The sequence below is a fragment of the Sorangium sp. So ce295 genome (assembly GCF_051527405.1).
GTDB classification, from domain to species: Bacteria; Myxococcota_A; Polyangia; order Polyangiales; family Polyangiaceae; genus Sorangium; species Sorangium cellulosum_B.
In genome coordinates, this window is the sequence record NZ_CP150324.1 from 11,630,713 (window position 1) to 11,654,211 (window position 23,499).

The following is a 23,499-nucleotide window of genomic DNA, read 5'->3' on the forward strand; positions in this document are numbered from 1 at the left end:
CCGCCGCGATCACGGCGGCGGCAAACCGCGCTGGATCCGCTCGTGCCAGAGCACCATTTCAACGCCGCCCGGCCCCCGATTCCAGGCGTAGTCGTGCGGGCCGGGAACGACGAGCAGGGTGTGGATCACGCCGTCCTGCCGCAGCCGATCGCTGAGCGCCTGGATGGCGGGCAAGAAGGGGTCGGCCTCGCTCGACACGAGCCGGAGCGCGACCGCGCGGCGCTCCATGGCCCGGCGCGCGAGCGCGGAGAACACCTCCGCCTCGCCCGCCCGCACCGCGGGCTGCAGGGCGCCGACCGCGCCGAAGACGTCGGGGAACGACAGGCCGACGAGCAGCGCGAGGCGGCCGCCGAGGCTCACGCCGTCGATGCCGGTGGCCTCGCGCGTGGCCTGGCAGCCGCCCTCGGCGCGCGCGCGCGGCAGGAGCCGCTCGACGAGGAAACGGCCGAAGCCCGCGGCCCCCTCGACGGAGCGGTCGCGGAGGTCGGGCGTGAACGGCGTGGCGATGCAGAGCCCGCGGTAAGGGTGCTCCTTGAGCGAGGCGTTGAGCTGCGCGAGCCGCTCGGGCGTGACCATCTGCCCGAGATCGTCCGGCGTGAGCGGCGGCGAGCGGAGCCGCCGGAGGGCCGCGTCGAGGCCGTAGTCGTCGCGCCACCCGCGCGCGCCGACCTCGAGGCCTCGCACCGCCTCGCCGCGCCCGTGCAGCGCGACGAGGAGCGGCGGCGCCGGCGCGGCCTCGGGCGCGAGCAGCAGCGCGCGCTGCGGGCCTTCGCCCTCGGAGGCGGGCTCGAACGGGAGATCCTTCCAGGCCGAGGGGGACGCCTCCTCCGGCGCCGGCGGTGAGGAGCCTCGCCGGCACGAGGGCGCGGCGAGCGCGGCGAGGCCGAGCAGCGCGCGCCGGCGCGAGAGCGGGGGGATCGTCGTGGCGGCCATCGGCGGCGAGGGTAGCAGCGGGGCGCGGGCGCAGCCCTGGGCAGGCCCACGTGCCCCCATGTAGGCTGCATGGGTCCGGGCGAGGGCCCTCGAACGGGGGAGCGCTCATCGGCGAGACGCGCCGATCCTGACGAGGCCCGCACGGCTCCGTCGGCCCCGGGCGAGAGACCCGTGACGAAAGGGGACCGCTCATGAGCCGTGAGACGAAGGGGGACGTCGGGCCGCGCGCAGGCGGCGCGCCGGGCAGCGTGGAGGGCGTGATCGCGGACGACGTGAAGACGCTCCACAGCATGGGCTATGCGCAGGAGCTGCTGCGCAGGATGGGGGGCTTCTCCAACTTCGCGATCTCGTTCTCGATCATCTGCATCATCGCGGGCGGCATCACGTCGTTCCAGATGGGCTTTTGCAGCGTCGGCGGCGCCGGCATCGGCATCGGGTGGCCGGTGTGCAGCGCGCTCACGCTCTGTATCGCGCTCACGATGGGCCAGGTCGCGTCGGCGTTCCCGACCGCGGGCGGCCTGTACCACTGGGCCTCGATCCTCGGCGGCCGGGGCTTCGGCTGGGCCACCGCGTGGTTCAACCTGATCGGGCTGATCACCGTCCTCGCGGCCATCAACGTCGGCGCCTACCTGTTCATCATGAGCTCGCTCGGCCCGCTGTTCGGCGTGGATCTCGCCGCGATGCCCCCGGATCGCGCGCTGGTGACGCAGGCCGTCGGGGTCACGCTCATCACGGGGACGCAGGCGCTCTTCAATCACCTCGGCATCCGCGTCACCACGCTGCTCACCGACTTCAGCGGGTACCTCATCCTCGTCGTCTCGGTGATCCTCACCGCCGCGATGCTCTTCTACGCGCCCGCGATCGACCCCGGCCGGCTCGTCACGTTCACGAACTACAGCGGCCCGAAGGGGGGCGACGTGTGGCCGGAGACGGGCAGCATGACCACGCTGTTCCTCCTGAGCTTCCTCCTGCCCGCGTACACGATCACCGGGTACGACGCGTCGGCGCACACGTCGGAGGAGACGATCGGCGCGGCGCAGACGGTCCCGCGGGGCATCGTCCGGGCGGTGCTCGTCTCCGGCGTCTTCGGGGCGCTGATGCTGAGCGCGATCGTGCTCGCGATTCCCGATATGGACGAGGCGGCGTCGAAGGGCGGCGGCGTCTTCTTCTGGGTCATGGAGCGCGTCATCCCGGAGAACCTCCGGATCGCGCTCTACGCCGGCATCTCGGTGGCCCAGTACCTCTGCGGGCTGGCGACGGTGACGTCGGCCTCCCGCATGACCTTCGCGTTCGCCCGCGACGGGGGGCTGCCGCTCTCGGAGCAGCTGCGCAAGGTGAGCCCGAAGTTCAGGACGCCGGCGACGGCGATCTGGGTCGTCAGCGCGCTGACGATAGGCTTCACGGTGTACACGCCCGTCTACTCGACGATCACGGCCGTCTGCGTGATCTTCCTCTACATCTCGTACGTGATGCCCACGATGATGGGCGTGCGCGCCTACGGCCGCACCTGGGTGAAGATGGGCCCGTGGGACCTCGGCCCGCTGTACCGGCCGCTCGCGATCATCAGCGTCCTCGCGTGCCTGATGCTGATCGTGGTGAGCGTCCAGCCGCCGAACGACAAGGCCCTTGGTATCATGCTCATCGTCTTCGCCGTGACGGCCGTCGTCTGGTTCGCGCTGGAGCGCCGCCGCTTCCAGGGCCCGCCCCAGGGGGTGATGATCCAGCAGCGAGAGCGGGAGATCGCGGAGGCGGAGCGGGCCGTCGGGCAGATCGCCGCGCGCGGCGGGCCGTAGGGATCCGGCGGAAGAGAGGGACGCAGCAGCCGGCAGAGAGGCTGAGAAGGCGAATCAGCCTCTCGGGGGGTCGAGGCGAGGAATCAGCCGCCAGAGGGGCTGAAGAGGAGGGGATAGGTCACGGTCACGATGCCTGCGTCCGGCGGCGGGAACGACAGGCCGTAGAACGAGCGCACCACGCAGGAGACCACGCCGGCGTCCGGCAGATCGGAGCCGCCGTTGTGGACGCTCGATACCGCCCCGTCGCGGCCGATCACGAAGCCGACCGACACGCGCCCGGTGAGGTTCGGGCTGTTGCGCAGCCCGTTCTCGTAGCAGAGCCGGAAGCGGCCGAAGTTCTGGCGCACGATGCGCTGGATGACCTCCGGCGGGATCCGGCCCGACACCGAGGGCGAGCCGACCCGCATGCGCGGCGCGCTCACCTTGTGGCCAGGGCCGTTGGCGAAGCGCGACGCGCCGCCGCCAGGGCCGAAGCCCGGCCCATCGCCGACGCCGCTCCCGTGGTTGATGGTGCCGATGGACCCGATCCCGATGCCCATGAGATGCCCGCCGCCGCCCTCGCCGACGCCCGTCAACCCGAGCCCGCCCACGCCGCCCGACTCGTCGATCGTCTCGCGCCACATGTTGCCGATCACGCTCCTTTCGCCGTTGCCGAGCGTGTCGGGGCCGCCCCAGGGCGCCGAGAGCGCGTTCGGATCGCCGCCGGACCCCGCGTTGAGCACGCCGATCATGCCGAAGCGCGCCGCGTCGTCGAGCGCCTGGGACCGCGAGATCCGCACGTCGCGGTTGTCCTTCGGCCCCTGGATCTCGAAGCGCCCGCCCGTCTTCCGGCTCGTCTCGCTCCCGGCCTTGCCCGACTCGCCCATCGCGGCCGCGCCGGAGCCGCCCTCGCGCTCGGTCTGACCGCTCGCGTCGGCGACGTCCTTCGGCTCGGGCAGCTCCTTCTCGGCGATCGCGCCGATCGCCTGCGCCATGAGGTAGGCCTGCTCCGCGCTCACGCCGCCGTCGTCGGCCATGGCGAGCGGGGGCATGAACGCGGCCATGGCCCCGAGCATGCCGACGTGGAGCAGCGTCGAGAGCGCGGTGAACGGCAGGTTGCGGCGGTCCATGCCGGCCTTGCCCGCGACGCGGCGGCCCGCCCTGCCCACCGCCACCTCGAACCCGAAATCGCCGAGCTCCAGCCTCGCGCGAGCGCCGGGCGGCAACGTGATCCGCCGCGCCCCGTCGAGCTCCGCGCACGGCGCCGCGCGGCCGGCGGCGATCGCCTGCGCGATCGTCATCCTGCAGCTGCCGAAGTCGATGGATCCCGACGCGCCCGGCGGGATGACGGCGCTCACCTCACCACCCTCGCTCACGAGCACGAGCGGCGCCCGCGCCGCGCCGAGGCGCTCCGCAGGTAGGAAGAAATCGCACACGCCCCCGGCCCCCTCCGCCTCGCCGACATGAAAGGCGCGCGGCGGCGTCAGGTGCGCCACGTGAAGCGGGGTGTTCCCCCACCGGATGATCACCTCGAGCGACAGCGCGTCGGTCTCGCACTCGTCGGCGGGGACGTCCGGCGCGCTTTTGACGAGCGCGTACGTATAGGAGCCCTCCGGCGCGTCCGCGGGCACGTCGGCCTCGATGGCCGGGTACGGGCTGAAGGGCAGGTTGCTGAGGAATGGATTCGAGGGTGCGATGCCCGGAGCCATCTTGAACGTGTCCATCGGAGAACAGCCCTTTCCCTGCTCGCGCTCGCGCGCATGTCCGCGCGGCGAGCGGTCTGAATGGAGCGAGCCCTCGAGGGCCCGCCTCTCTCGGCGCGCCCCGGCGCACGCGCGGCGAGCTTCACCGCTCTCTGCGTGCGCCGCGGCTCACCGCGTCCACGCCAGGGATCGACAGCGCCGCCCGCCCCAGGTTCCGGAGCCGCGCCGCGATTTTCAGCGGCGCATCCGGGCGTCGGGGGGTTCCAGTTTCTGGACCGCCGCCCGGCGCCTCGAGGTGGTGGTGGCCCGCGCCATCACCCCGCGGGATCGCGCCGCCACCTCGAGCGGAACCGTAGGACGGCCGACGGCAGCCGACGGCGGTCGACGGCGCACGGGTGGGCGCGATCCCCGCATATCCCAGGGAGATCGCTGAAGCCTGGGGTGACGCGACGCCCCGGTTGACGGACGCCAGGCGATGGCACGGAAGCTGCGAACAACGTGGGTGCGTTGGCGACGTCGTCGAGGTCGACGCCGTTGTCGACGTCAACGACGCGCGACCGCGCTGAACGGAGCGCGGCGCGCTGACGCCCGCGCCCGTCGACGCTGCCCGGCGAAGGTCCACGCCCGAGGTCCACGGGCGGCGCGCCCATGGAGCGCGCGCCGGGCGGCGGGTCGCGGCGAACATCCACCGTTCGAGACAACGAAGGAGTCGAGCGTATGAGCAACAGGCGATTGTTCCATGTCCTCGCAGGGGTTCCGGTGCTCGGGTGCCTCCTTGCGATGCCGTCGTCGGCGCGCGCGCAGCACGAGACGCACGTCTACGGGGTCGCGAACTTCGGACACACGGGGGAGTGCGAGGACGACACCAGCCTGTCGCACTCGGTGCACACGAGCACCGCCGCCGCCTTCGCGAGCACGTTCAACCTCCTCAGCATGGTCTCCCTCTGGGACGAGGTCTCGACGCGCAACAACACGAGCGCCCGGGGGAGCTACTGGACCGACTCGAGCCAGGCGGCGTCCTGTGCGTGCTCGGCGAACGACATGGCGTCCGGCTCGGGCGCGGACGAGGCCGATGTCGTCTTCATCCACACGCACGGCTGGCACGACGCCGGGAGTTCGTCGACGCCGGCCTTCAGCGGCCTGGTCATGGGCAACGGCAGCTACGACTGCCGCGTCCTGACGAACGAGAACATGCTCTTCGGCAACCCGGGCACGGGCGGGGATCTGGAGATCGCGGTCGTCAAAGCGTGCCAGTCGGGCGACTACGACGTGTGGAAGAACGGCGGATACCGTCAGCAGATCACGACCTCGGACAGCACCATGACGATGTGGAACGCGTTCCACGGCGACTCGTCGTGCGGCAATCACGTGAAGGACTACGTGGGTGACTACTCGATCAGCTCCATCTCCAACGGGGTGGGAGAGAACTGGATCGACGAGGCCTACGACGACAGCCAGTTCAGCAACGACGACGACTGCCCCGTCTCGATCGTGTTCGGCTCGTCGTTCGCGTCGCGGGAGCTCATGTACGAGTACGGCGGGTGGCGCGACCGGAAGAACACCGGACTGAAGACCGGCTCGACCATCTACTACATCGCCGGCTGCGACCCCTCGAACGGGCGCGTGCTGCCCGGCGGATGAACGACGAACGCTGCGTGTTGCCCGAAGGATTCGAACGACAGGAGACATGACGATGACGACGCGAACGATTGGTTTCTGGGCCGCGCTCTCGATGACCCTCATCGCCTGCGGGGCGCCGGAGGTAGCGACCGAAGGGGGCGGCGAAGACAGCGAGATCGCCGCGGCCGCGCAGGCGCTCGAGGGGTTCACGTTCGACGCGCGGGAGCTCGCCACGGCGCCCGCCGCGAGGCTCCCGGCGGCCCGGCTGACGCTGCGTTCATTCGATGACGCGCTCATCCAGCGCTCGCTCATCGGGGCCGATCAGCAGTTCACGCCGCTCAGCGAGCTGGGGCGCCGGACGGAGCGCGAGTCGGCGGACTGGACCTACGAGAAGGACCCGTCGAACGGCCAGGTGCTCGTCCTGCGAAAGACGCCGAGCGGGCCGCGGATCTCGCCGGATGAGGCGCTCTTCCAGCGGAACGCGCTGGCGCGCCTGAACAGCTGGGGCATACCGAACGACGAGATCGGGGCCGTTGTGCAGCGGAGGACGCTGCGCGAGGATCAGGACGGAACGGCGGCTTCCGCCCCGGAGGTCCATCGTTACAAGACGTTCGTGTTCCGGGCCGTGAACGGCGTCCGGGTCCAGGGGCACCGCGCAGTCGTGACCCACACGCTCGATGGGACCTTCAACCGCGCCCTCATCCGCTGGCCCGCCATCGCCTCGACGGGCCACCGGCTCCGCACCGCGCTCACGGCGCCGGAGATCGAGCGGCGCGCCGTGGAGGCGCTCTCGGCAGAGGGGGAGAGAGGCGGCAGCGTGCGGCTGCGCTGGAAGTACGTCGCCACGCCCCTCACGAGCGGAGAGGTGACCCTGACCCTGACCGTGGGCGCGATCCTGGGCGCCGGGGCCACGCCGAGCGGCGTCACCGAGGAGCCGCGCGAGGTCGACATCGATGTCGCCGCGCTGTGACGGGCGCGCGGGAGGAGAGGCGCCCGGCGCTGGACAGCGCGCGGGCGCGGGCCGCGCGAAACCGGATCGCAATGGTTCGGCGCTCGCTGGTTAACCGCGGCGGATCCGTGGGGCGAGGCCGTCAGGAAAACGTGTCGGCAACTCGCCGCATCGCTCGCGCTCCACCGCCGTACGATCCAAGCCGCATCGTTGATCCAGAGCCGCGCAGTCGGCCAGAACACACGAGTTGGGGTGGCGGCGCGCCCGTCATCGCGCATATAGTAAAAACCATGGGCGCGGCCAGGAGCAGCGGTCAAGACCCCCTCATCGGCGCGACGATCGCCGATCGATACCGGATCATCTCGCTCATCGCGCGCGGGGGGATGGGCAGGGTCTACAGGGCAGAGCAGTTCGCGCTGGGCCGGATCTGCGCCCTCAAGCTGCTCCTCCCCGATGAGCGCCTCGAGCAAGATCCGGAGTTCTTTCGACGCTTTTCGCGCGAGGCCGCGACCGCGGCGAGGCTCACCCACCCGAACTCCGTCACGGTCTTCGATTACGGCCGGGACGATCCGCGCGGGATCTACTTTATGGCCATGGAGTATATCGCCGGGCGCACGCTCCACCGCGTGCTCCACGACGAGGGCGCGCTCCCGGAGGCGCGCGCGGGCCGGATCGCGCGGCAGATCTGCCGCGCGCTCGCCGAGGCGCACGGCCTCGGCCTCGTGCACCGGGATCTCAAGCCGGGCAATGTGCTCCTCGTCGACCAGGAGGACGAGAAGGACTTCGTCAAGGTGCTCGACTTCGGCCTGGTCAAGGACGTCTCGGGGCGGCAGCTGGACGAGCTGACGCAGAGGGGCGTGTTCATCGGCTCTCCCAAGTACACCGCTCCGGAGCAGGCGATGGGCCACGAGCTCTCGCCGCGCGCGGACGTCTATGCGCTCGGCGTCCTGCTCTACGAGATGCTCTGCGGCAGGGCGCCGTTCGACAGGAAGGTGGCCTCGGCGACGCTCATGGCGCACGTCAGCGAGCCGCCGCCGCCGCTCGCCGATGGCGCTCAGGGCGCGCTCGTGTCGCCGGCGATGACGACCATCGTGATGCGGTGTCTCGAGAAGAGCCCTGACAGGCGCTTCCAGTCGATGAGGGAGTGCCTCACCGCGCTGAAGAGCGCGGCGGGCGAGCCGTTCGACGTCTCGCACGTCTCGCACGTCTCGCACGCCTCACGGGCCTCGGTCCCGGACCGCCTGTCCCTGGCGCAGCCCCGGGGCGCGCTGCCCTCCGCGTCGTCGATCTCGGAGCTCCGCATCTCGGCCTTCTCGCCCTCTCCCAGCGAGCAGCTCGTGTCGCTTCGCCCGACGCAGCTCGACTCGCTCTCTCCGCCGCAGGCCCCCGCGACCTTCAGCGGCTCCGTCGCCCCGCCCCGTCACGCGACCGTGTCCCTCTACCTGGTCGCGCTCGTGGCGGCGCTCGTCGGCGGGGGCCTGGTGCTGGCGCTCGGCCGGCGCGGGCCGGACGCCACGAACACCCCTGCCGCCGTCCAGGCCGCCCCCATGCCCGTCGAGGCGTCAACGTCGACTACGTGTTCTCGCTCAAGCTGGTGCTGCCCTGATCGCTGGCAGCGCGGCCGGCCCTGAGCAAAGACCCTGGCCGAGAGGCAAACGACGACGTGAACGCTCATGGCAGGAAGGGGTCGGTTTGCGCTGGGCTGGTCCTCTGTCTCGCGGCGCTGCTCGGCTGCTCGCGGGAAGAGACCTCCCAGCCGGCCGCCGGGAGCGGGGCCACGCGGCCGGCGGCGCAGCGGGCCGAGCTCGAGCCGGCGCCGGAGGGCGGCGAGCTCGCCGCGCTGGTGCAGCAGGCGCGGGAGCGCGCGCGGCGGGAGGGCCGCGAGCTCGTCGTCTACGTGGGCGCGCCCTGGTGCGAGCCGTGCACGAGGTTTCACGACGCGGTGAAGGCCGGCCAGCTCGACGCGGTCCTGCCTGCGCTGCGCCTGCTGGAGTTCGACCTCGACCGCGATCGGGAGCGGCTCGCCGAGGCCGGCTACGCGTCGGAGATGATCCCGCTCTTCGTCGTGCCCGGCGAGGACGGCCGGGGAACGCCCCTCCGCGTCGAGGGCTCGGTGAAGGGCGAGCGCGCGGTGGACGAGATCGTGCCCCGGCTCTCGGCCATCCTGAGCCGAGCGCGGGCCTCGGCGCGGTGATCCTCGAGGCGCGCCGGCGTCTCGGTGGACGCGCGGAGGCCGCGGCACCATGGAAGGGACCTCATGAGGACCGCCTCCCTGCTGCTCGCAGCCGCCGTGTCGCTCGCCGCGGGCTGCCGCAACGGCGCCGGCAGCGAGCCTGCCCAGCCCATGCCGAACGTCACGCCGATCGACACGCGCGCCTCCGCCGAGCCAGCAGTGGACGACGTGCCGCCCACCCCGCGGCCACCGAAGGAGGCCGATCCCACGAGCACCGACGCGTTCGAGGGCACCGCGGGCGCCACCGACAAGCCGCGCGCCGGCGCGAAGGTCGCGGTCCTGCGCGACGTGCGAACGGCCCGGCACGAGCACTACGACCGCGTCGTGTTCGAGTTCGAGGGGGACGCGGTGCCGGGCTACCACATCGATTACATCGACAAGCCGGTGCGCCAGTGCGGCTCGGGCGAGGCGACGGAGATCGCGGGCGACGGATGGCTCGCGGTGCGGATGACCCCCGCGGCGGCGCACAACGACGCGGGGAACGCCACGGTCCCGTTCCGCGAGCGGAAGCTCGCGCTCGGCGTGGCGCGCGAGATCGAGCGGACGTGCGACTTCGAGGCCGAGGTGACCTGGGTGCTCGGGGTCTCGTCGCCGAACCGGTACCGCGTCCTCGAGCTGACCAAGCCGGCGCGGCTCGTCGTCGACGTGAAGCACTGAGGCCGCGTCCACGGCACCCTGCGGCTCCCCGCGCCGCGGGCGGGCCGCAGGGCGCGGCGCGCCTCCCGCCGCTCAGCCGTCCAGCGCGGGCCCGGGCTCGCCGTGGCGCGCCGGCGGTGGAGGCGCGTCGGCCGCCTTCGGCGGGGGCAGCCGCCGCGGCGGCACGACGACCTGCTTCGGCGGCGCGGCGGGGCCGCTGGACGGCCGCGGGATGTTGTAGACGCGCTTCGCCTGGATCGCCGTGGATCGAAGGCCGTTGGCCCGCTTGATCGCCTCCACGGTGGTGCCGTACTGCCGGGCCAGCGAGCCCAGGGTCTGCCCCTTCTTCGCGGTGTGGCGCACGTACTGCGACGTGGGCTTGATCGCCCCGCGCTTCACGAGCAGCGGATACGCGCGCGCGGCCGACTCCTGCGCGATCGGGCTGTAGAACCGGACGTGGATGTGGTTCGCGTGCCCCCGGGCGTGGCGGACGAGCGGGCGCAGCTTCCTCGAACCGAGCTGGAAGACCTCGTCGAGCCAGTCCTTGTCCTCCCCGATCTTCAACGCGTGCTCCTTGAGCAGCCGCTGCACGCTGCTGTCGATGAGGATGAGCTCCACATCGGTCTCGGTGACGAGCGCCCGGACGAAGGCCCAGGTGCGCTCCCGATCGAGGTTCGCCGCCGTGGCCCGCTGGTACCAGCGGTGCCGGGCGTCGAGGAAATAGCTGATGTCGACGTCGCGCCCGGCCTGGTGGCTCTTGTGCGGCGAGAGGCGGCCGCCCTCCCGGGCGCTGATGTGCCCGATGTAGAGCTTCGGGCTCCCCGGGAACTGCCGGTGCACCTCGGCGATCGCCCGGTCGAGCGCGTCGATCGTCTCGCGCGTCCCCCAGGCGTGGGCCGGATCGACGAGCTCCCACCGATCGCCCTCGGGCATCCGGACGCCGTTGAACAGCGCGCCCGCGTTGGTCGCGCCCAGCGACATCGGCCCGAGCGCCGCGGGATCCTTCGAGAAAAGCTCCTCGATCTGGGCCTCGGTCATCGCCGAGAGCGGCGAGTGCGCCCGCGCCCCGGTCCCCGGATCCGCCGGCAGCTCCAGGCCGTCGTCGACCTCACCCTCGTCGTCGTCGACCTCGCCATCGTGGGCGTCCGCGAGCGCGGCCTCCTCCGCCGCCGTCCCGGGCGCGAGCGAAGGCGAGGCGCCGCGCTGCTCCGAGGAGACCCCGGAGGCCGCGCGCAGCAGGCCATCCTTGGACCGCGCCGCCTCCGGCGCCCTCCCGGCGCAGCCCGCGAGGAGGAGGGCGCAGAGGACGGAAACCAAGCTGCGGCGCCCCATCGCGGGCCACTATACTGACACGAGGGAGCGACGCCAACCGCGGCCCCGCGCTCGCGTGCGGCGCGCTCCACGCGACGCGCGTTCAGCGTGAGCCCAGGTTACGGGGGCGCTATGCGGCGTTGCGCGATGTTCTGCAGCGGCGCTCGCGTCCGCGCACGAGGACGTTGCCGCCGCCGCGCCGGCGGCTACATGCTTGCCCTCGTGCAACCGTCCCAGCGGAGCGGCCGCCCCGATCGGGCGGCCCGGGGGGCAGCCGCGCCGGCGCCGGCGCCGGACAACGCGCCGCGCCACGACGATCGCGGCGAGCGCACGGGCGGGACCGGCGAGCGGCAGCCGGGCGGCGGGAGCCAGCAGAAGCTCTTCTCGGCCCGGGAGGCGGCGGGCAACGGGCCGGCGACGGTCGAGGGCGAGGTCGTCCGCGTCACGTACGAGAGCGAGTCGAGCGGCTTCCGGGTGCTGCGGGTGGAGGTCACCCCCGGCGCCCCGCCGGAGGTCTGGGTAGGCGTGCTCCCGCCGGTCGGGCCGGGCACGCGCGTGCGCGCGACGGGGCGCTACGAGCGCGATCCGAAGCACGGCGAGCAGCTCAAGGTCGAGACCCTGCTGCCGATCGCCCCCGCCACGCTCGATGGGCTCGAGCGCTACCTCGGGTCCGGCATGGTGCAGGGCATCGGCCCGGCGTACGCGAAGCGGATCGTGGAGGCGTTCGGCACCGAGACGCTGGAGATCCTCGACCGGTCGCCGGAGCGGCTCGCCGAGGTCCCCGGGCTCGGCCAGCGGCGGGCGCAGGCCGTCGCGAAGGCGTGGGCGGCGCAGCGGGCGATCGGGGCCATCATGATCTTCCTCCAGGCGCACGGCGCCTCCCCGGCGCTGGCGAGCCGCATCTACAAGCGGTTCGGCCCCCACGCGATCGACATCGTCTCCCGCTCCCCGTACCGGCTCGCGCTCGACGTGTGGGGCATCGGCTTCAAGACCGCCGACCGGATCGCGCGCTCGATCGGCGTCCGGGCCGACTCGCCGGAGCGGGCGCAGGCGGGCGTGCTGCAGACGCTGGTCGATCTGTCGACGCGCGGCCACACGCTGGCGGCGCGGCCGGAGCTCGCGGAGCTCGCCGCGGCGATGCTCGAGCGCGACGCCGCCGAGGTCGACAACGCGATCGACGCGCTGGTGGCGAGCGGCCATGTGCGGGTCGAGACGCTCGAGACCGGCGAGATCGCCGTCTACCCGAAGGACCTCCACGAGGCCGAGGTGCGGCTCGCCCGCCGGATGCGCTCCTTGCTGGGCGACGGCGAGGACGGCGCGGCGCCCGAGGCGCGCCTCGTGGAGGGCGTCGACGCGGCGGTCGCCGCGTTCGAGGCGAAGACGCAGGTCTCGCTGGCGCCTGCCCAGCGGGACGCCGTGGCGCAGGCGGCGCGGAACAAGGTGCTGGTCATCACGGGCGGCCCGGGCGTGGGCAAGACGACCATCGTCCGGGCCATCCTGGCGCTCTTCGACCGCGCCCGGCTCCCGGTGCGGCTCGCCGCGCCCACGGGCCGCGCCGCGAAGCGGATGAGCGAGGCGACCGGGCGCGAGGCCGTCACGCTCCACCGCCTGCTGGAGTTCGATCCCAAGCAGCGCAAGTTCGGCCGCCAGCGGGGCCGGCCGATCGAGGCGGGGGCCATCGTGGTCGACGAGGCGTCGATGCTCGACCTGGCGCTCGCCGACGCGCTCCTGCAGGCGACGTCCGACGGCGCGCGCCTCGTGCTGGTGGGCGACGTCGATCAGCTCCCGTCGGTGGGGCCGGGCGCGGTGCTGCGGGACGTGATCGCCTCCGGCGAGGTGCCCACGGTGCGGCTCACGCAGATCTTCCGCCAGGCCGAGGGCAGCCTCATCGTCCGGAACGCGCACCGGATCCACGACGGCGAGCCGCCGGAGGGCGCGCGCGGGCCCGGCGGCGAGTTCTACGTGATCGAGCGGATCGAGGCCGAGGCGGCGGCGGATCTGATCCTCCACCTCGTGACGGAGCGCATCGGCAAGGGGTTCGGGCTGGATCCGCGGCGCGACGTCCAGGTCCTGACGCCGATGCACAAGGGCGAGGCGGGGGCGATCACGCTGAACGCGCGGCTGCAGGCGGCGCTGAACCCCGAGGGCCCGAGCGTCACGCGCGGCGCGAGGACGTTGCGGCTCGGCGACAAGGTGATGCAGCTCCGCAACGACTACGACCGTGAGGTGTACAACGGCGACGTCGGCTTCATCACCGACGTGAACACCGAGGAGCGGAAGCTCCAGGTGCGCTTCGACGATCGCGAGGTCAGCTACGAGGAAGCGGAGATCGACGAGCTGACGCTCGCTTACGCGACGAGCATCCACAAGAGCCAGGGAAGCGAGTATCCGGCGGTGATCGTGCCGATCCTCACCCAGCATTTCGTGATGCTGTCGCGCAACCTCATCTACACGGCGGTGACGCGCGGCAAGCGGCTCGTGGTGCTCGTGGCGGATCCGCGGGCCGTGTCGCTGGCGCTGGCGGAGACCCGCCGCGAGGAGCGCCGCACGCACCTCGCGGAGCGGCTGCGCGGCGGCGCGCCGGCGCGCCGCGGATCGGCGCGCACGCTCGAGGCACCCCTCGCCGCCGGCCCACGACTCGACTAGGACGGCGGCCGAGAGGGCGAGCGAGATGGGCGTCCGAGACGGCGATAGCGACAGCGAGCACGACAGGGATCACACGAGCGACCGCGAGGCGGCGACGGCGACGCGAACCGCAGCGGCGCAGCCGGCTTCGAGCACCGGGACCGCGGCGAGGTTCACGGTCGCGACGCGCGGATTCACGGGTGGAAGCGGTGGAGGCGGCGGAAGCGGCGGAAGCGCGTCTGACCCGAACGCGACGGCCGCGATGAGGCCGCGCGCGCTCCGAGCTCCCCCGTTGCCCGGCTGGGCCCTCCCTGCTAGCGTTCGCGCCCCTTCTACACGAACTACGGCCCCCATCATGACGGCGCGCAGGGTACCGGGGCGAGGCTGGGCGATGCCTGCGCCTCGGCGCGCGTGGGGGAGAGATCTCGGAGCATCGACGATGACGACCAACGGACAGCAGCAGGCGGGTGGGCTCAACATCACCGGAGGGGCGGCGATCGTCGCGCCCGTGAGCGCGTTTCCGAACGGTGTGCCGGGGAACGCGCTCATCGTCATCCCGATGAACAAGCCGACCGACGAGCTGAAGGGCCTGCTGGAGCAGGGTCCCGCGGCGGTGACCCTCGAGCAGATGTGGCAGCTCCTCGGCTTCAACGGGCCGGCGGTGCAGGTGCAGGACGATCAGGGGCGCCCGATCGCGATCGGCCTGGAGGACCTGCTCGCGGGGCTCGAGAAGCACTGGACTGAGCAGCCTGACGACCTGAACCGCGGGCGCATCTACGCGCAGGAGCTCCTCAAGCACAACCGGCTGGCGCGCGCCGAGCAGGTGCTCTCGAAGGTGGTCGCGAAGGGCGGCACGGGCGACGACTGGCTCGCGCTCGGCATCGCGCAGCTCTCGCAGGACAAGCACGACAAGGCCGAGGGGACGCTGAAGGGCGCGCAGAACCTGCTCAAGGACAACCCCTACCCCTCGCTGCACCTCGCGAAGCTCTACCAGGCGAAGAAGGACGACGCGAAGGAGCGCGAGTTCATCGAGAAGGCGCTCTCGATCGACGTGGACTGCATCGACGCGTGGGCCTACCTCTTCCAGTACGAGAAGCAGCGCGGCGACGAGGCGAGCGCGGTCGCCGCGATCGAGAAGTTCTCGGCCGACAAGAAGACGGCCGCGCCGTACATCGCGATCCAGGGCTTCTACGCGGCCAACGAGGAGACGCGGGACAAGGCGGTCGAGTACGCCAAGAAGGCGGTCGCGCAGAACCCGGACAACCCGCTGGCGCTGCTCTGCCTGTCGGCGCTCTACGGGCAGAAGAACGACCTCGAGGCGGTGGTCCGCCTGCTCCAGCCGCACGAGGCGAAGATGAGCCGCGACGTGCGCCTGGCGAACAACTACTTCGAGGCGCTGTTCCAGTCGCGCCAGCTCGAGAAGGTGACCAAGCTGCTGAACGCCCTCGCGGGCTCTCCGAACAAGGAGGTCAAGCAGTTCGCCATCGAGCGGTCGCGCGCCGTCGCTCAGTACCTGCAGCAGCAGCAGCAGCAGCTCGCCGCGGCGGCCCAGCCGGCGCAGCAGCGCAAGGCCTGACGGGCACGAAGGCGGTGGGGGAGCGCTGAGCGGCGCTCCTCCGCTGCCCTCGGCGCTCCCCGTCTGCCGGCGCTCAGTGACCGAAGGCGCGGCGGATGGCTTCGGCGATGCCGCCGCCCACCAGGCCGTCGGCCTTCAGGCGGTCCGTCGCTGCCTGCTTCACCTGCTCGGGCGCCTGCGCCATGGCGAACGAGCGCCCCGCTACCTCGAACATCGGCACGTCGTTGAGCCAGTCGCCGACGACGACCACGTCCGACAGCTCGCAGCCGTGGTGCTCCGCGAGCCACGCGATCGCCGTGCCCTTCGTCGGCCCAGCGGCCCGGACCATCATCGCGAAGAGGCTCGTCTGGTCGTCCCGCATGAGGGGGAACGAGACGACGAAGGCCGCTTCACCGAGCTCGGCTCGGACCTCCTCGACGGCCGCCGCGACCTGGAGCTCGGTCCCGAGCGCGACCAGCGCGAGCAGGCCGTGGTCGTGCTCCCAGTACGGGTGCGACGAGACGCGCTCGACCTCGGCGATGGCGTGCGACCAGCCCCGGACATAGTGGACGTGCGGCGCGCCGGTCGCGTCGTGCACGATGCTGTCCTGCGCGAACAGGAACGACGCCGTCGCATGCCGCTCGGTGATCGAGCGCAGCAGGGACGCCTCGGCGCCGGAGATCGTGCGCGAGTACAGGTGCGCGTCGCCCTCGGTGTGCACGATGTGGCTGCCGTCGACGCACGCGATGGGGCCGAGCACGCCGATCCGCCGCGCGACCTCGCGCGTCCCCGAGTACAGACGCCCGGTCGCGATCGAGACCGGGACACCGGCATCCTGGAGCCGCTGGATGGCGCGGAGGTCCTCGTCGTGGATGGACCCATCACGACGGACGAGGGTCCCATCGACGTCGAGGGCGAGGAGTTTGTAGGTCGTCACCGCGCTTGAGTAGCTCGGAAGCGCGTGGAGCGCAGCAGGCGGGACGGGATGGAACGGATCAGGACGCCCTCCCGGTGAGGGAGGCTCAGGAAGCCGGGTAGACCGACACCTGCTTCTTGGTGTTGGACTTCCACTCGTACGTGACGACGCCGTCGACGAGGGCGAAGAGCGTGAAGTCGCGGCCGGTGCCGACGTTGTGGCCGGCGTGGATCGAGGAGCCGACCTGCCGGACCAGGATGTTGCCAGCGCGCACGGGCGCCCCGGCGTACACCTTGACCCCACGGCGCTGTGCGCTTGAGTCGCGGCCGTTCCTGGAGGAGCCGCCGCCTTTTTTGTGAGCCATCTCTACTTCTCCTGCTAGGCGGTGATGCCGGTGATCTTGAGCTCGGTGTACGGCTGGCGATGGCCGTTCTTGCGACGGTAGTTCTTCCGCCGCCTGAACTTGAAGACCACGATCTTCTTGCCGCGGTCCTGCCCGGTGATCTCGGCGGCGACGGAGGCGCCGCTCACGAGGGGCTTGCCAACCTTGGGAGAGTCACCGCCGACGAGGAGCACCTCGCTGAAGGTGACCTTGTCACCGGCATTGCCGACAAGCTTCTCAACCCGGAGCTTCTGACCTTCGGCGACCCGATACTGCTTGCCGCCCGTCTTGATGACCGCGTACATGGTGCGTCTTCCTCAACCTGGGGACCGCGATCCCTCGCCATACGTCACGCAAATGGCCCTCGATCGGAGGGCCCGGTGAGCGCGGGAGCGGCAGTATACGGACCTTCTCCGGCTTGGCAAGTGGTTCGCAGCGGCGTCGCCCAGGTTCTTCGCCGGAGCGACGCCCGCGGCCTCCGCGCGTGGGCAAGGCCCTGGAAAGCCCCTGCAAAGCGCAGCCCGGACCGCGCGCCCGGTCGCGGCGCGGGTCGCGCTCGCCGCTCGCCGCGTACCGCGCGCCTGTTTCGCCCTCACGCCTTGGTGAAGACGAACTTCTCGTCGACCACGTCGACCTGCATCGTCTGGCCGGGCTGGTACCCGCCGGCGAGGATGGTCTCGGCGAGCGGGTTCTGGAGCTCGCGCAGGATCGCCCGCTTCAGCGGGCGAGCGCCGAGGCTCGGCTCGTAACCGAGCTCGACGAGCCGGGCCTTCGCGGCGTCCGTGAGGGCGAGGCGGATGTCCTTGTCCGTGAGCAGCTGCTCCAGCCGACGGAGCTGGATGTCGACGATGCCCCGGAGGTCCTCCTTGCTGAGCGCCTTGAAGACGACGATGTCGTCGACCCGGTTCAGGAACTCGGGGCGGAAGAACCCGCGCAGCTCCTCGAGCAGGACATCGCGGATCGCCTCGCGCCCGTCCTCCGTGGTCCAGAGCTTGGCGTCGGTCTCGAGCACGCGCTTCGACCCGATGTTCGAGGTCATGATGACGACCGTGTTCGAGAAGTCGGCGAGCCGCCCGCGGCCGTCGGTGAGCCGGCCGTCGTCGAGGATCTGGAGCAGCAGGTTGAACACGTCCGCGTGGGCCTTCTCGACCTCGTCGAACAGGAGCACGCTGTACGGCCGGCGCCGGGCGGCCTCGGTGAGAAAGCCGCCCTGCTCGCTGTCCGCGTAGCCCGGGGGCGCGCCGATCAGGCGCTGGGCCATGTGGCGCTCCATGAACTCGCTCATGTCCATGCGCGTCAGCGCCTGCTCGTCGTCGAACAGGAACTCGGCGAGCGCCTTCGCGAGCTCCGTCTTGCCGACGCCGCTCGGGCCGAGGAACAGGAACGAGCCGATCGGCTTGCCCGGATCGCGCAGGCCGACGCGCCCGCGGCGCACCGCCTTCGCGATCGCGCGCACCGCCTCGTCCTGACCCACCACCCGCTGCGCGAGCCGCGCCTCCATCTTGAGGAGCTTCTCGGCCTCGCCCTCGAGCATCTTCGCCACCGGGATCCCGGTCCAGTCGTTGAGCGTCGCCGCCACGTCCGACTCGCCGACGACGTTCGAGGTCGGCGCGACCCCCTCCCGCTGCGCGGCCTCCTCCGCGGCCTGGAGCCGCCGCCTGATCTCCGGGAGCGTGACGTGCTCGAGCTCGCCGATCTTGGCGAACGCCTTGTCGCGCTGGGCAGCCTTCAAGGCCTCCGTCGCGGCGACGAGCTCCCGGCGGATGGCCTGGCACGCCGCGATGACGCCGCGGCGCGACGCGTTGCGGCTGCGCATCGACGACGCCTTCGGCTCGATCTCCGCGAGCTCCGCCTCCAGGCGTGTGCGGGTCTGGACGCTGAGCTTGTCCTCGTCGTCCGCGAGCGCGGCGATCTGGGCGCGGAGCGCGTCGACACGCCGGGTCAGCGTGTCGAGCTCGGCCGGCACGCCGTCGACCTCCACCCGCTTGCGGGCGGACGTCTCGTCGAGCAGGTCCACCGCCGTGTCGGGGAGCGCGCGATCCGAGATGTACCGCTTGGCCAGCGCGACCGCCGAGGTGATGGCGCTCTCCCCCACCCGGACGCGGTGGTGGGCCTCGTACTTCGTGGCGATCCCGCGCAGGATCTCCGTCGCCTGATCGATGCTCGGCGCCTCCAGCGTGATCGTCGAGAAGCGCCGGATGATCCCGGGATCGCGCTCGTTGATCTTGCGCACCCCCTCGGGCGTCGTCGTGGCGATGATCCGGATCTCCCCGCGCGACAGGAGCGGCTTCAGGAGCTCGCCCACACCGGCGCCCTGCACCCCCTGGCCGAAGAGCGCGTCGAGATCCTCGACGACGAGGATGCTCTCCGCGTCCTGCTCGCCGCGCAGCCGATCGACCAGGACCTTGAGGCGCTGCTCGATCTCCCCGCGGAGCTTCGCGCCGGCGACGAGCGCGCCGGTGTCGAGCTCGTAGAGGTGGGCGCCCGCGAGGTTCGTGGGCACGTCGCCGTGCGCGATCCGGTCGGCCAGGCCCCGGATGAGCGCGGTCTTGCCCACGCCGGGCTCACCGACGATGAGGGGGTGGTTCTTGAACCGCCGCTCGAGGATCTGCAGCAAGCGGCGCGCCTCGACGTCACGGCCGATGACCGGGTCGAACCGCCCTTCGCGCGCGTCAGCGACGAGGTCCCGCGTGTAGGGCGCGGGTTGACCCGGCTCGGCCGCGTTGGCCGGCGCGGGCGAGGGCTCCCGCGAGGCCGCCTCCAGCGCCCCGAGGTGCGGCCGGAACGCGCCCGGACCGATGCCGAACGAAGAGAGGATCTCCCCGGCAGGCCCGCGGATTTCCTGGGCGAGCGCGTGCAACAGGTGCTCGATGCCCACGTTCTGCGACTTGTCCCGGGTCGCCTCCCGCTCGGCGCGCCCGAGCAGATCGAGCAGGCGAGGGCTCACGTAGGCAACACCGCTGCTGCCCGCCCTGGACAGCTTCTTCAGGGCGTTCTCGGCGAGCTGGAGCACCTCGTTCGGGTCGGCGCCCGCCCGCCGAAAGACCTCGGACACGCCCCGGTCGCGCTCCAGCAACCTCATGAGCAGGTGCAGCGGCGTGACCTCCGCGTGCTGGCGCTCGTCCGCGATCTGCTGTGCGCCGGCGACGACCTGCTTCGCGTCGCCGGTATAGCGATCGAGGTGAATCGTGCCCTCTTTCTCGGCCATGCGCGCAGCCTACCGCAAGGTGGAGCCCTGTGCGCTTGCATCTTTGGCCTGCCCGGGAAAGGAAAGAGGACGAGATGCCCATGCAAGCAGCCGAAGTCACCATCTACGTCACCGACTACTGCCCATACTGCGCCATGGCGAAGCGCCTGCTGACCCAGAAGCAGGCGCGCTTCACGGAGATCAACGTGGAGAACCGCGATGACCTCCGCGCCTGGCTGGTCAAGGCCTCCGGGCAGCGGACGGTTCCTCAGATCTTCATCAATGGAGCCAGCATCGGCGGATTCAGCGACCTGTCGGCCCTGGACAAGGAGGGGGGGCTCGATCCGCGCCTCGGCGAGGCGCCGAGCGCGGACGCACCCCCCATGCCGCGCTGAGGCGGATGAGGGTGGCTAAGGTACGACGGAGAATCCTCGTCGGACGCACCCCTCGGGCCCCGCCGGCGAAGGTGCACCCCGGCGTGGGGAGGTGATAAGCTGCCGCGCGGGGACGGGGCGCAGCTTTCTTTGATGCGGTTCGTCCAAAGGGCTTCACGGGCTTCGTCCGCTTCCCCCACGTCGAACCGCCATGCCTAGCAGCACCGACACCACCGCCGCAGCGACCCAGCTGGCCGAGGGGGCGTACGTCGGAAAGCGGGTTCAGAAGTACGAAATCGTACGGACGATCGGGCGTGGCGGGATGGGCACGGTCTACGAGGCGGTGAATACCGCCATCGGCAAGCGCGTCGCGATGAAGTTCGTCGACGCCGATCTCGCGCAGAACAAGGACGCGGTGGCGCGGTTCCACCGCGAGGCGCAGGCGGCGAGCGCCGTCGAGAGCGCGCACATCGTCGAGATCTTCGACGCCGGCTTCGCCGACGACATCCCCTTCCTCGTCATGGAGCTGCTCCGGGGCGAGGATCTGGGCCACCGCATCCGGCGCTGCGGCAGGCTCGATCTCGGCGAGGCGCTCCACGTGACCGCGCAGCTGCTCCGCGGCCTCCACCGCGCCCACGAGGCGGGCATCGTCCACCGCGACCTCAAGCCGGACAACGTCTTCCTGGTCGACCGCGACGACGACCCGAACTTCGCCAAGATCCTGGACTTCGGCATCTCGAAGGTGCGCCGCGCCGACGGCGCTCCGGCCCACACGTTGACCCGGCAGGGCACGGTGCTCGGAACGCCGTTCTACATGTCGCCGGAGCAGGCGCAGGCGATGCCCGACGTGGACGGCAGGACGGATCTCTGGGCCGTCGGCGCGATCCTCTACGAGTGCCTCACGGGACACCCGCCGCACAGCGGCGGCTCGTACGAGCAGGTGATCGTCAACATCTGCATGAAGGACGCCCTCGACGTGCGGATGAGCAACCCGGCCGTCCCCGAGCCGATCGCGCGCGTGATCGCGAAGGCGCTCACGCGGGACAGGGACGCGAGGTTCTCCTCCGCGCGAGATTTCCTGGACGCCCTCGTCGCCGGCGCCGGCGGGCTCCTCGCGTCACGGCGCAGCTCGAGCGACGAGCTCGGAGCGCACACGACGAGCGCTCCTGGCGCCCTCGGGCAGACGCCGGCCAAGCAGACACCGGGTGATCCGAGCATCGGGCTGGATCCGACGCTCGAGGTGCACGGGAGCGGCTCGAAGGTGGGCTGGTCGAGCAGCGGGCAGACGGGAGCGCGCGGCCCGCGGCGGCTCGCGTTCGCCGCGGTGGCGCTTGTCGCGCTGGTTGGCGGGCTCGCCGGCGCGGTCCTTCACGCGCGCCGCTCGTCGGAGGCGGGCACGGTGGCCACCGCGCCTGCGCTGCCCACCCAGGTCTCCGTCGAACTCCGGACGAACGCCGAAGGCGCCCTCTTCACCGTCGACGGCGCGGCGCTGGCCGACCGCACGCTGCGCGGCCGCACGGGCGAGACGAAGCGTGTGCGGATCGAGGCCTCCGGCTACACGCCCGTGGACAAAGAGGTGACGCTCCAGGACGGCAACTCCCCGATCGACGTCCTGCTCCACCCGCTGCCGGCGGCCGTGACACCGGCGCCGCCTCCGGCCGAGGCCACGACCGCGGCGCCCGTCGCGCTCGCTCCGGCGCCCAAGGCCGAGCCCAGCCCGAAGAAGGCGACGGCGCTCCCCTTCGCGGCCCGCCCCAGGGGCGCTGGCGCCGGGGCGAAGGCCGCCGGTCCGGCGCAGGCCGCCCCGGCGGTCGCGACGCAGAAGCCCGCGGGGGTCGCGGCTGGTTTGCAGCTCAAGGTCGACTGAGGCGGGATTGGGCAGATCACTCGGACGACTCACGCTGGCGCTCTGCGCGGCGACGCTCGGCCTGACCGTGCAGCTCTCGCCGGCGCTCGCGCAGGTCGAGCCGTACCGGCAGCACATGGAGAACGGCATCAAGCTGTTCCAGGACAGGAACTACCGGGCCGCGGTCGTCGAGTTCGAGGCGGCCTACAAGGAGAAGCCGAAGGCCAGCCCGCTGTTCAACATCGCGCTCGCCGAGAAGGCCCTCTTCAACTACCCGAGGGCCATCGCGGCGCTCGAGCGCGCGCTCGCGCAGCACCGCGACACGATGGATGAGGGCGACGAGAAGACGGCGCGCGGCGCCATCGAGGAGATGCGCGCGCTCCTCGCCCATCTCACGATCGAGCTCAGCCCACAGACCGCCACGCTGATCATCGACGGCGAGGAACAGCCCCCCTCGTCCTCGGGGACGCGGGTCGTGGAGCTCGGGCCGGGGGTGCACCGCATCGGCGCGCGCGCCGAGGGGCACGCGAGCGCCGACGAGAGCGTCACCGTCGTGAGCGGCGAGCGCGACAAGAAGGTGAAGCTCGCGCTGGTCCCGGACAGAGCCCCCGCGACCCCGGCGGCGCAGCCGTTCACGCCGCCCCTGCCCCCTCCGCCGAAGCCGGTGCCCCTCTCGCTCCCGCCGCAGGGCTACTACGTGATCGGCGCCGCGTCGTTGCTCTGGCCGCTCGGCCACCCGCGAGCCTTCCCGGCGCCGGAGGCGAACAGCGGCGGGGCTGGCTCGATCCGGGTGGGATACCGCGTGAACACCCCCGCGGCGTTCGACGTGATGCTCCAGTACGCGAACATCGCGACCGGCTCGGACGACCCCGCTTACCCGAACGCCAGTTACACGCTCGGCTCGACGCGCCTCGGGCTGAACGTCCGCCTGATGACCCCTGGGCAGACCTGGCGGTTCGTGGGCTCGATCGGGGGCGGTCTCACCTACGATTCCGTGAAGTTCGACAGCATCAAGACGCAGGACGGAGACATCTGCAATGGCCTGTGCCAGAAGGCCGCAGGGGTGAACGCGTTCGTGTTCTCCGAGGTGGGCGTCGAGCTGGACCTCGGGGGCGTGCTCCTCGGGTTCTCGCTCGACAGCTATTTCCAGTCGTCGCGCGGCATCAGCTACAAGAACAGCGATCAGGACGACGTCACGCTCTACTCGGCCGTGCTGCTGCAGCTGGGAGGCAGCTTGCACGCCGGCTATGCGTTCTGGTGATCGGCCTCTGCCGATCCCGGCCGCTCGTTCCATCCTTGTTCTGCCGCTTGACGGATGTATCCTCGCACGCCCTCGCGGTGAGCCGTAGAGGGTTCGCCGCGCTCTCCAGCGGGGAGCATGGGCTGGGGATCGGCTGCTGCCGTCCTCTTCAATCGTGTCAGCCGGGGATCGGCTGCTGCCGTCCCCTTCAATGTCA

The 23,499-nt window shown here is 71.7% G+C and carries 18 protein-coding genes; 11 read left to right on the forward strand and 7 right to left on the reverse strand.

Annotated features, from left to right (window positions below):
• Positions 1-9 precede the first annotated feature (9 nt).
• Positions 10-933: an alpha/beta hydrolase gene (locus WMF11_RS44110; RefSeq protein WP_437975034.1), complete on the reverse strand. Its 924-nt coding sequence runs from the start codon at positions 931-933 to the stop codon at positions 10-12.
• Between the two features lie 290 nt (positions 934-1,223).
• Between WMF11_RS44110 and WMF11_RS44115 the strand changes: the two genes are divergently transcribed.
• A complete protein-coding gene (locus tag WMF11_RS44115; protein ID WP_437911089.1) occupies positions 1,224-2,726 on the forward strand; it encodes an amino acid permease in 1,503 nt (500 codons plus the stop codon).
• A gap of 83 nt (positions 2,727-2,809) precedes the next feature.
• Here the strand turns inward: WMF11_RS44115 and WMF11_RS44120 are convergent, their stop codons facing one another.
• Positions 2,810-4,429 (reverse strand): AgmX/PglI C-terminal domain-containing protein, encoded by a 1,620-nt coding sequence (locus WMF11_RS44120; protein ID WP_437975035.1) that lies wholly within the window; start codon positions 4,427-4,429, stop codon positions 2,810-2,812.
• Between the two features lie 696 nt (positions 4,430-5,125).
• Here WMF11_RS44120 and WMF11_RS44125 point away from each other — a divergent pair.
• From WMF11_RS44125 to WMF11_RS44145, 5 genes are all read left to right on the forward strand, one after another.
• A complete protein-coding gene (locus WMF11_RS44125) occupies positions 5,126-6,049 on the forward strand; it encodes a hypothetical protein (protein WP_437975036.1) in 924 nt (307 codons plus the stop codon).
• Positions 6,050-6,101: 52 nt separating this feature from the next.
• A complete protein-coding gene (locus tag WMF11_RS44130) occupies positions 6,102-6,998 on the forward strand; it encodes a hypothetical protein (protein WP_437905094.1) in 897 nt (298 codons plus the stop codon).
• Positions 6,999-7,267: 269 nt separating this feature from the next.
• Positions 7,268-8,608, forward strand: a complete 1,341-nt coding sequence (locus WMF11_RS44135) for a protein kinase domain-containing protein (RefSeq protein ID WP_437975037.1) — start codon at positions 7,268-7,270, stop codon at positions 8,606-8,608.
• Positions 8,609-8,640: 32 nt separating this feature from the next.
• Positions 8,641-9,171 carry a thioredoxin gene (locus WMF11_RS44140; protein ID WP_437905096.1) on the forward strand — a complete coding sequence of 177 codons (531 nt, stop codon included), beginning with the start codon at positions 8,641-8,643 and terminating at the stop codon, positions 9,169-9,171.
• 63 nt (positions 9,172-9,234) lie between these two features.
• Positions 9,235-9,867, forward strand: coding sequence for an AMIN-like domain-containing (lipo)protein (locus WMF11_RS44145; RefSeq protein WP_437975038.1), 633 nt, complete (start codon positions 9,235-9,237; stop codon positions 9,865-9,867).
• A gap of 72 nt (positions 9,868-9,939) precedes the next feature.
• On the opposite strand, the gene WMF11_RS44150 is transcribed toward WMF11_RS44145, so the two are convergent.
• A complete protein-coding gene (locus WMF11_RS44150; RefSeq protein WP_437975039.1) occupies positions 9,940-11,178 on the reverse strand; it encodes a LysM peptidoglycan-binding domain-containing protein in 1,239 nt (412 codons plus the stop codon).
• 201 nt (positions 11,179-11,379) lie between these two features.
• On the opposite strand from WMF11_RS44150, the gene recD2 reads away from it, so the two are divergent.
• Both recD2 and WMF11_RS44160 read left to right on the forward strand, forming a co-directional pair.
• A complete protein-coding gene (recD2, locus tag WMF11_RS44155) occupies positions 11,380-13,803 on the forward strand; it encodes an SF1B family DNA helicase RecD2 (protein WP_437975040.1) in 2,424 nt (807 codons plus the stop codon).
• Positions 13,804-14,221: 418 nt separating this feature from the next.
• Positions 14,222-15,358: a tetratricopeptide repeat protein gene (locus WMF11_RS44160; protein WP_437546498.1), complete on the forward strand. Its 1,137-nt coding sequence runs from the start codon at positions 14,222-14,224 to the stop codon at positions 15,356-15,358.
• A gap of 73 nt (positions 15,359-15,431) precedes the next feature.
• On the opposite strand, the gene WMF11_RS44165 is transcribed toward WMF11_RS44160, so the two are convergent.
• From WMF11_RS44165 to WMF11_RS44180, 4 genes are all read right to left on the reverse strand, one after another.
• Positions 15,432-16,274 carry an HAD family hydrolase gene (locus WMF11_RS44165; protein WP_437905099.1) on the reverse strand — a complete coding sequence of 281 codons (843 nt, stop codon included), beginning with the start codon at positions 16,272-16,274 and terminating at the stop codon, positions 15,432-15,434.
• Between the two features lie 85 nt (positions 16,275-16,359).
• Positions 16,360-16,617, reverse strand: coding sequence for a 50S ribosomal protein L27 (rpmA, locus tag WMF11_RS44170; protein ID WP_272102141.1), 258 nt, complete (start codon positions 16,615-16,617; stop codon positions 16,360-16,362).
• 14 nt (positions 16,618-16,631) lie between these two features.
• Positions 16,632-16,940 carry a 50S ribosomal protein L21 gene (rplU, locus tag WMF11_RS44175; protein ID WP_437712533.1) on the reverse strand — a complete coding sequence of 103 codons (309 nt, stop codon included), beginning with the start codon at positions 16,938-16,940 and terminating at the stop codon, positions 16,632-16,634.
• A 287-nt stretch (positions 16,941-17,227) separates the two neighbouring features.
• Positions 17,228-19,843, reverse strand: a complete 2,616-nt coding sequence (locus WMF11_RS44180) for an ATP-dependent Clp protease ATP-binding subunit (protein ID WP_437905100.1) — start codon at positions 19,841-19,843, stop codon at positions 17,228-17,230.
• 80 nt (positions 19,844-19,923) lie between these two features.
• Between WMF11_RS44180 and grxC the strand changes: the two genes are divergently transcribed.
• The 3 genes from grxC (at position 19,924) to WMF11_RS44195 (ending at position 23,303) form a co-directional block, all read left to right on the forward strand.
• Complete coding sequence (grxC, locus tag WMF11_RS44185; protein ID WP_044966993.1) at positions 19,924-20,217, forward strand: glutaredoxin 3; 294 nt, start codon at positions 19,924-19,926, stop codon at positions 20,215-20,217.
• 190 nt (positions 20,218-20,407) lie between these two features.
• Complete coding sequence (locus tag WMF11_RS44190) at positions 20,408-22,063, forward strand: serine/threonine-protein kinase (RefSeq protein ID WP_437905101.1); 1,656 nt, start codon at positions 20,408-20,410, stop codon at positions 22,061-22,063.
• Between the two features lie 7 nt (positions 22,064-22,070).
• Positions 22,071-23,303, forward strand: a complete 1,233-nt coding sequence (locus tag WMF11_RS44195; RefSeq protein WP_437975041.1) for a hypothetical protein — start codon at positions 22,071-22,073, stop codon at positions 23,301-23,303.
• The last annotated feature ends 196 nt before the right edge of the window (positions 23,304-23,499 follow it).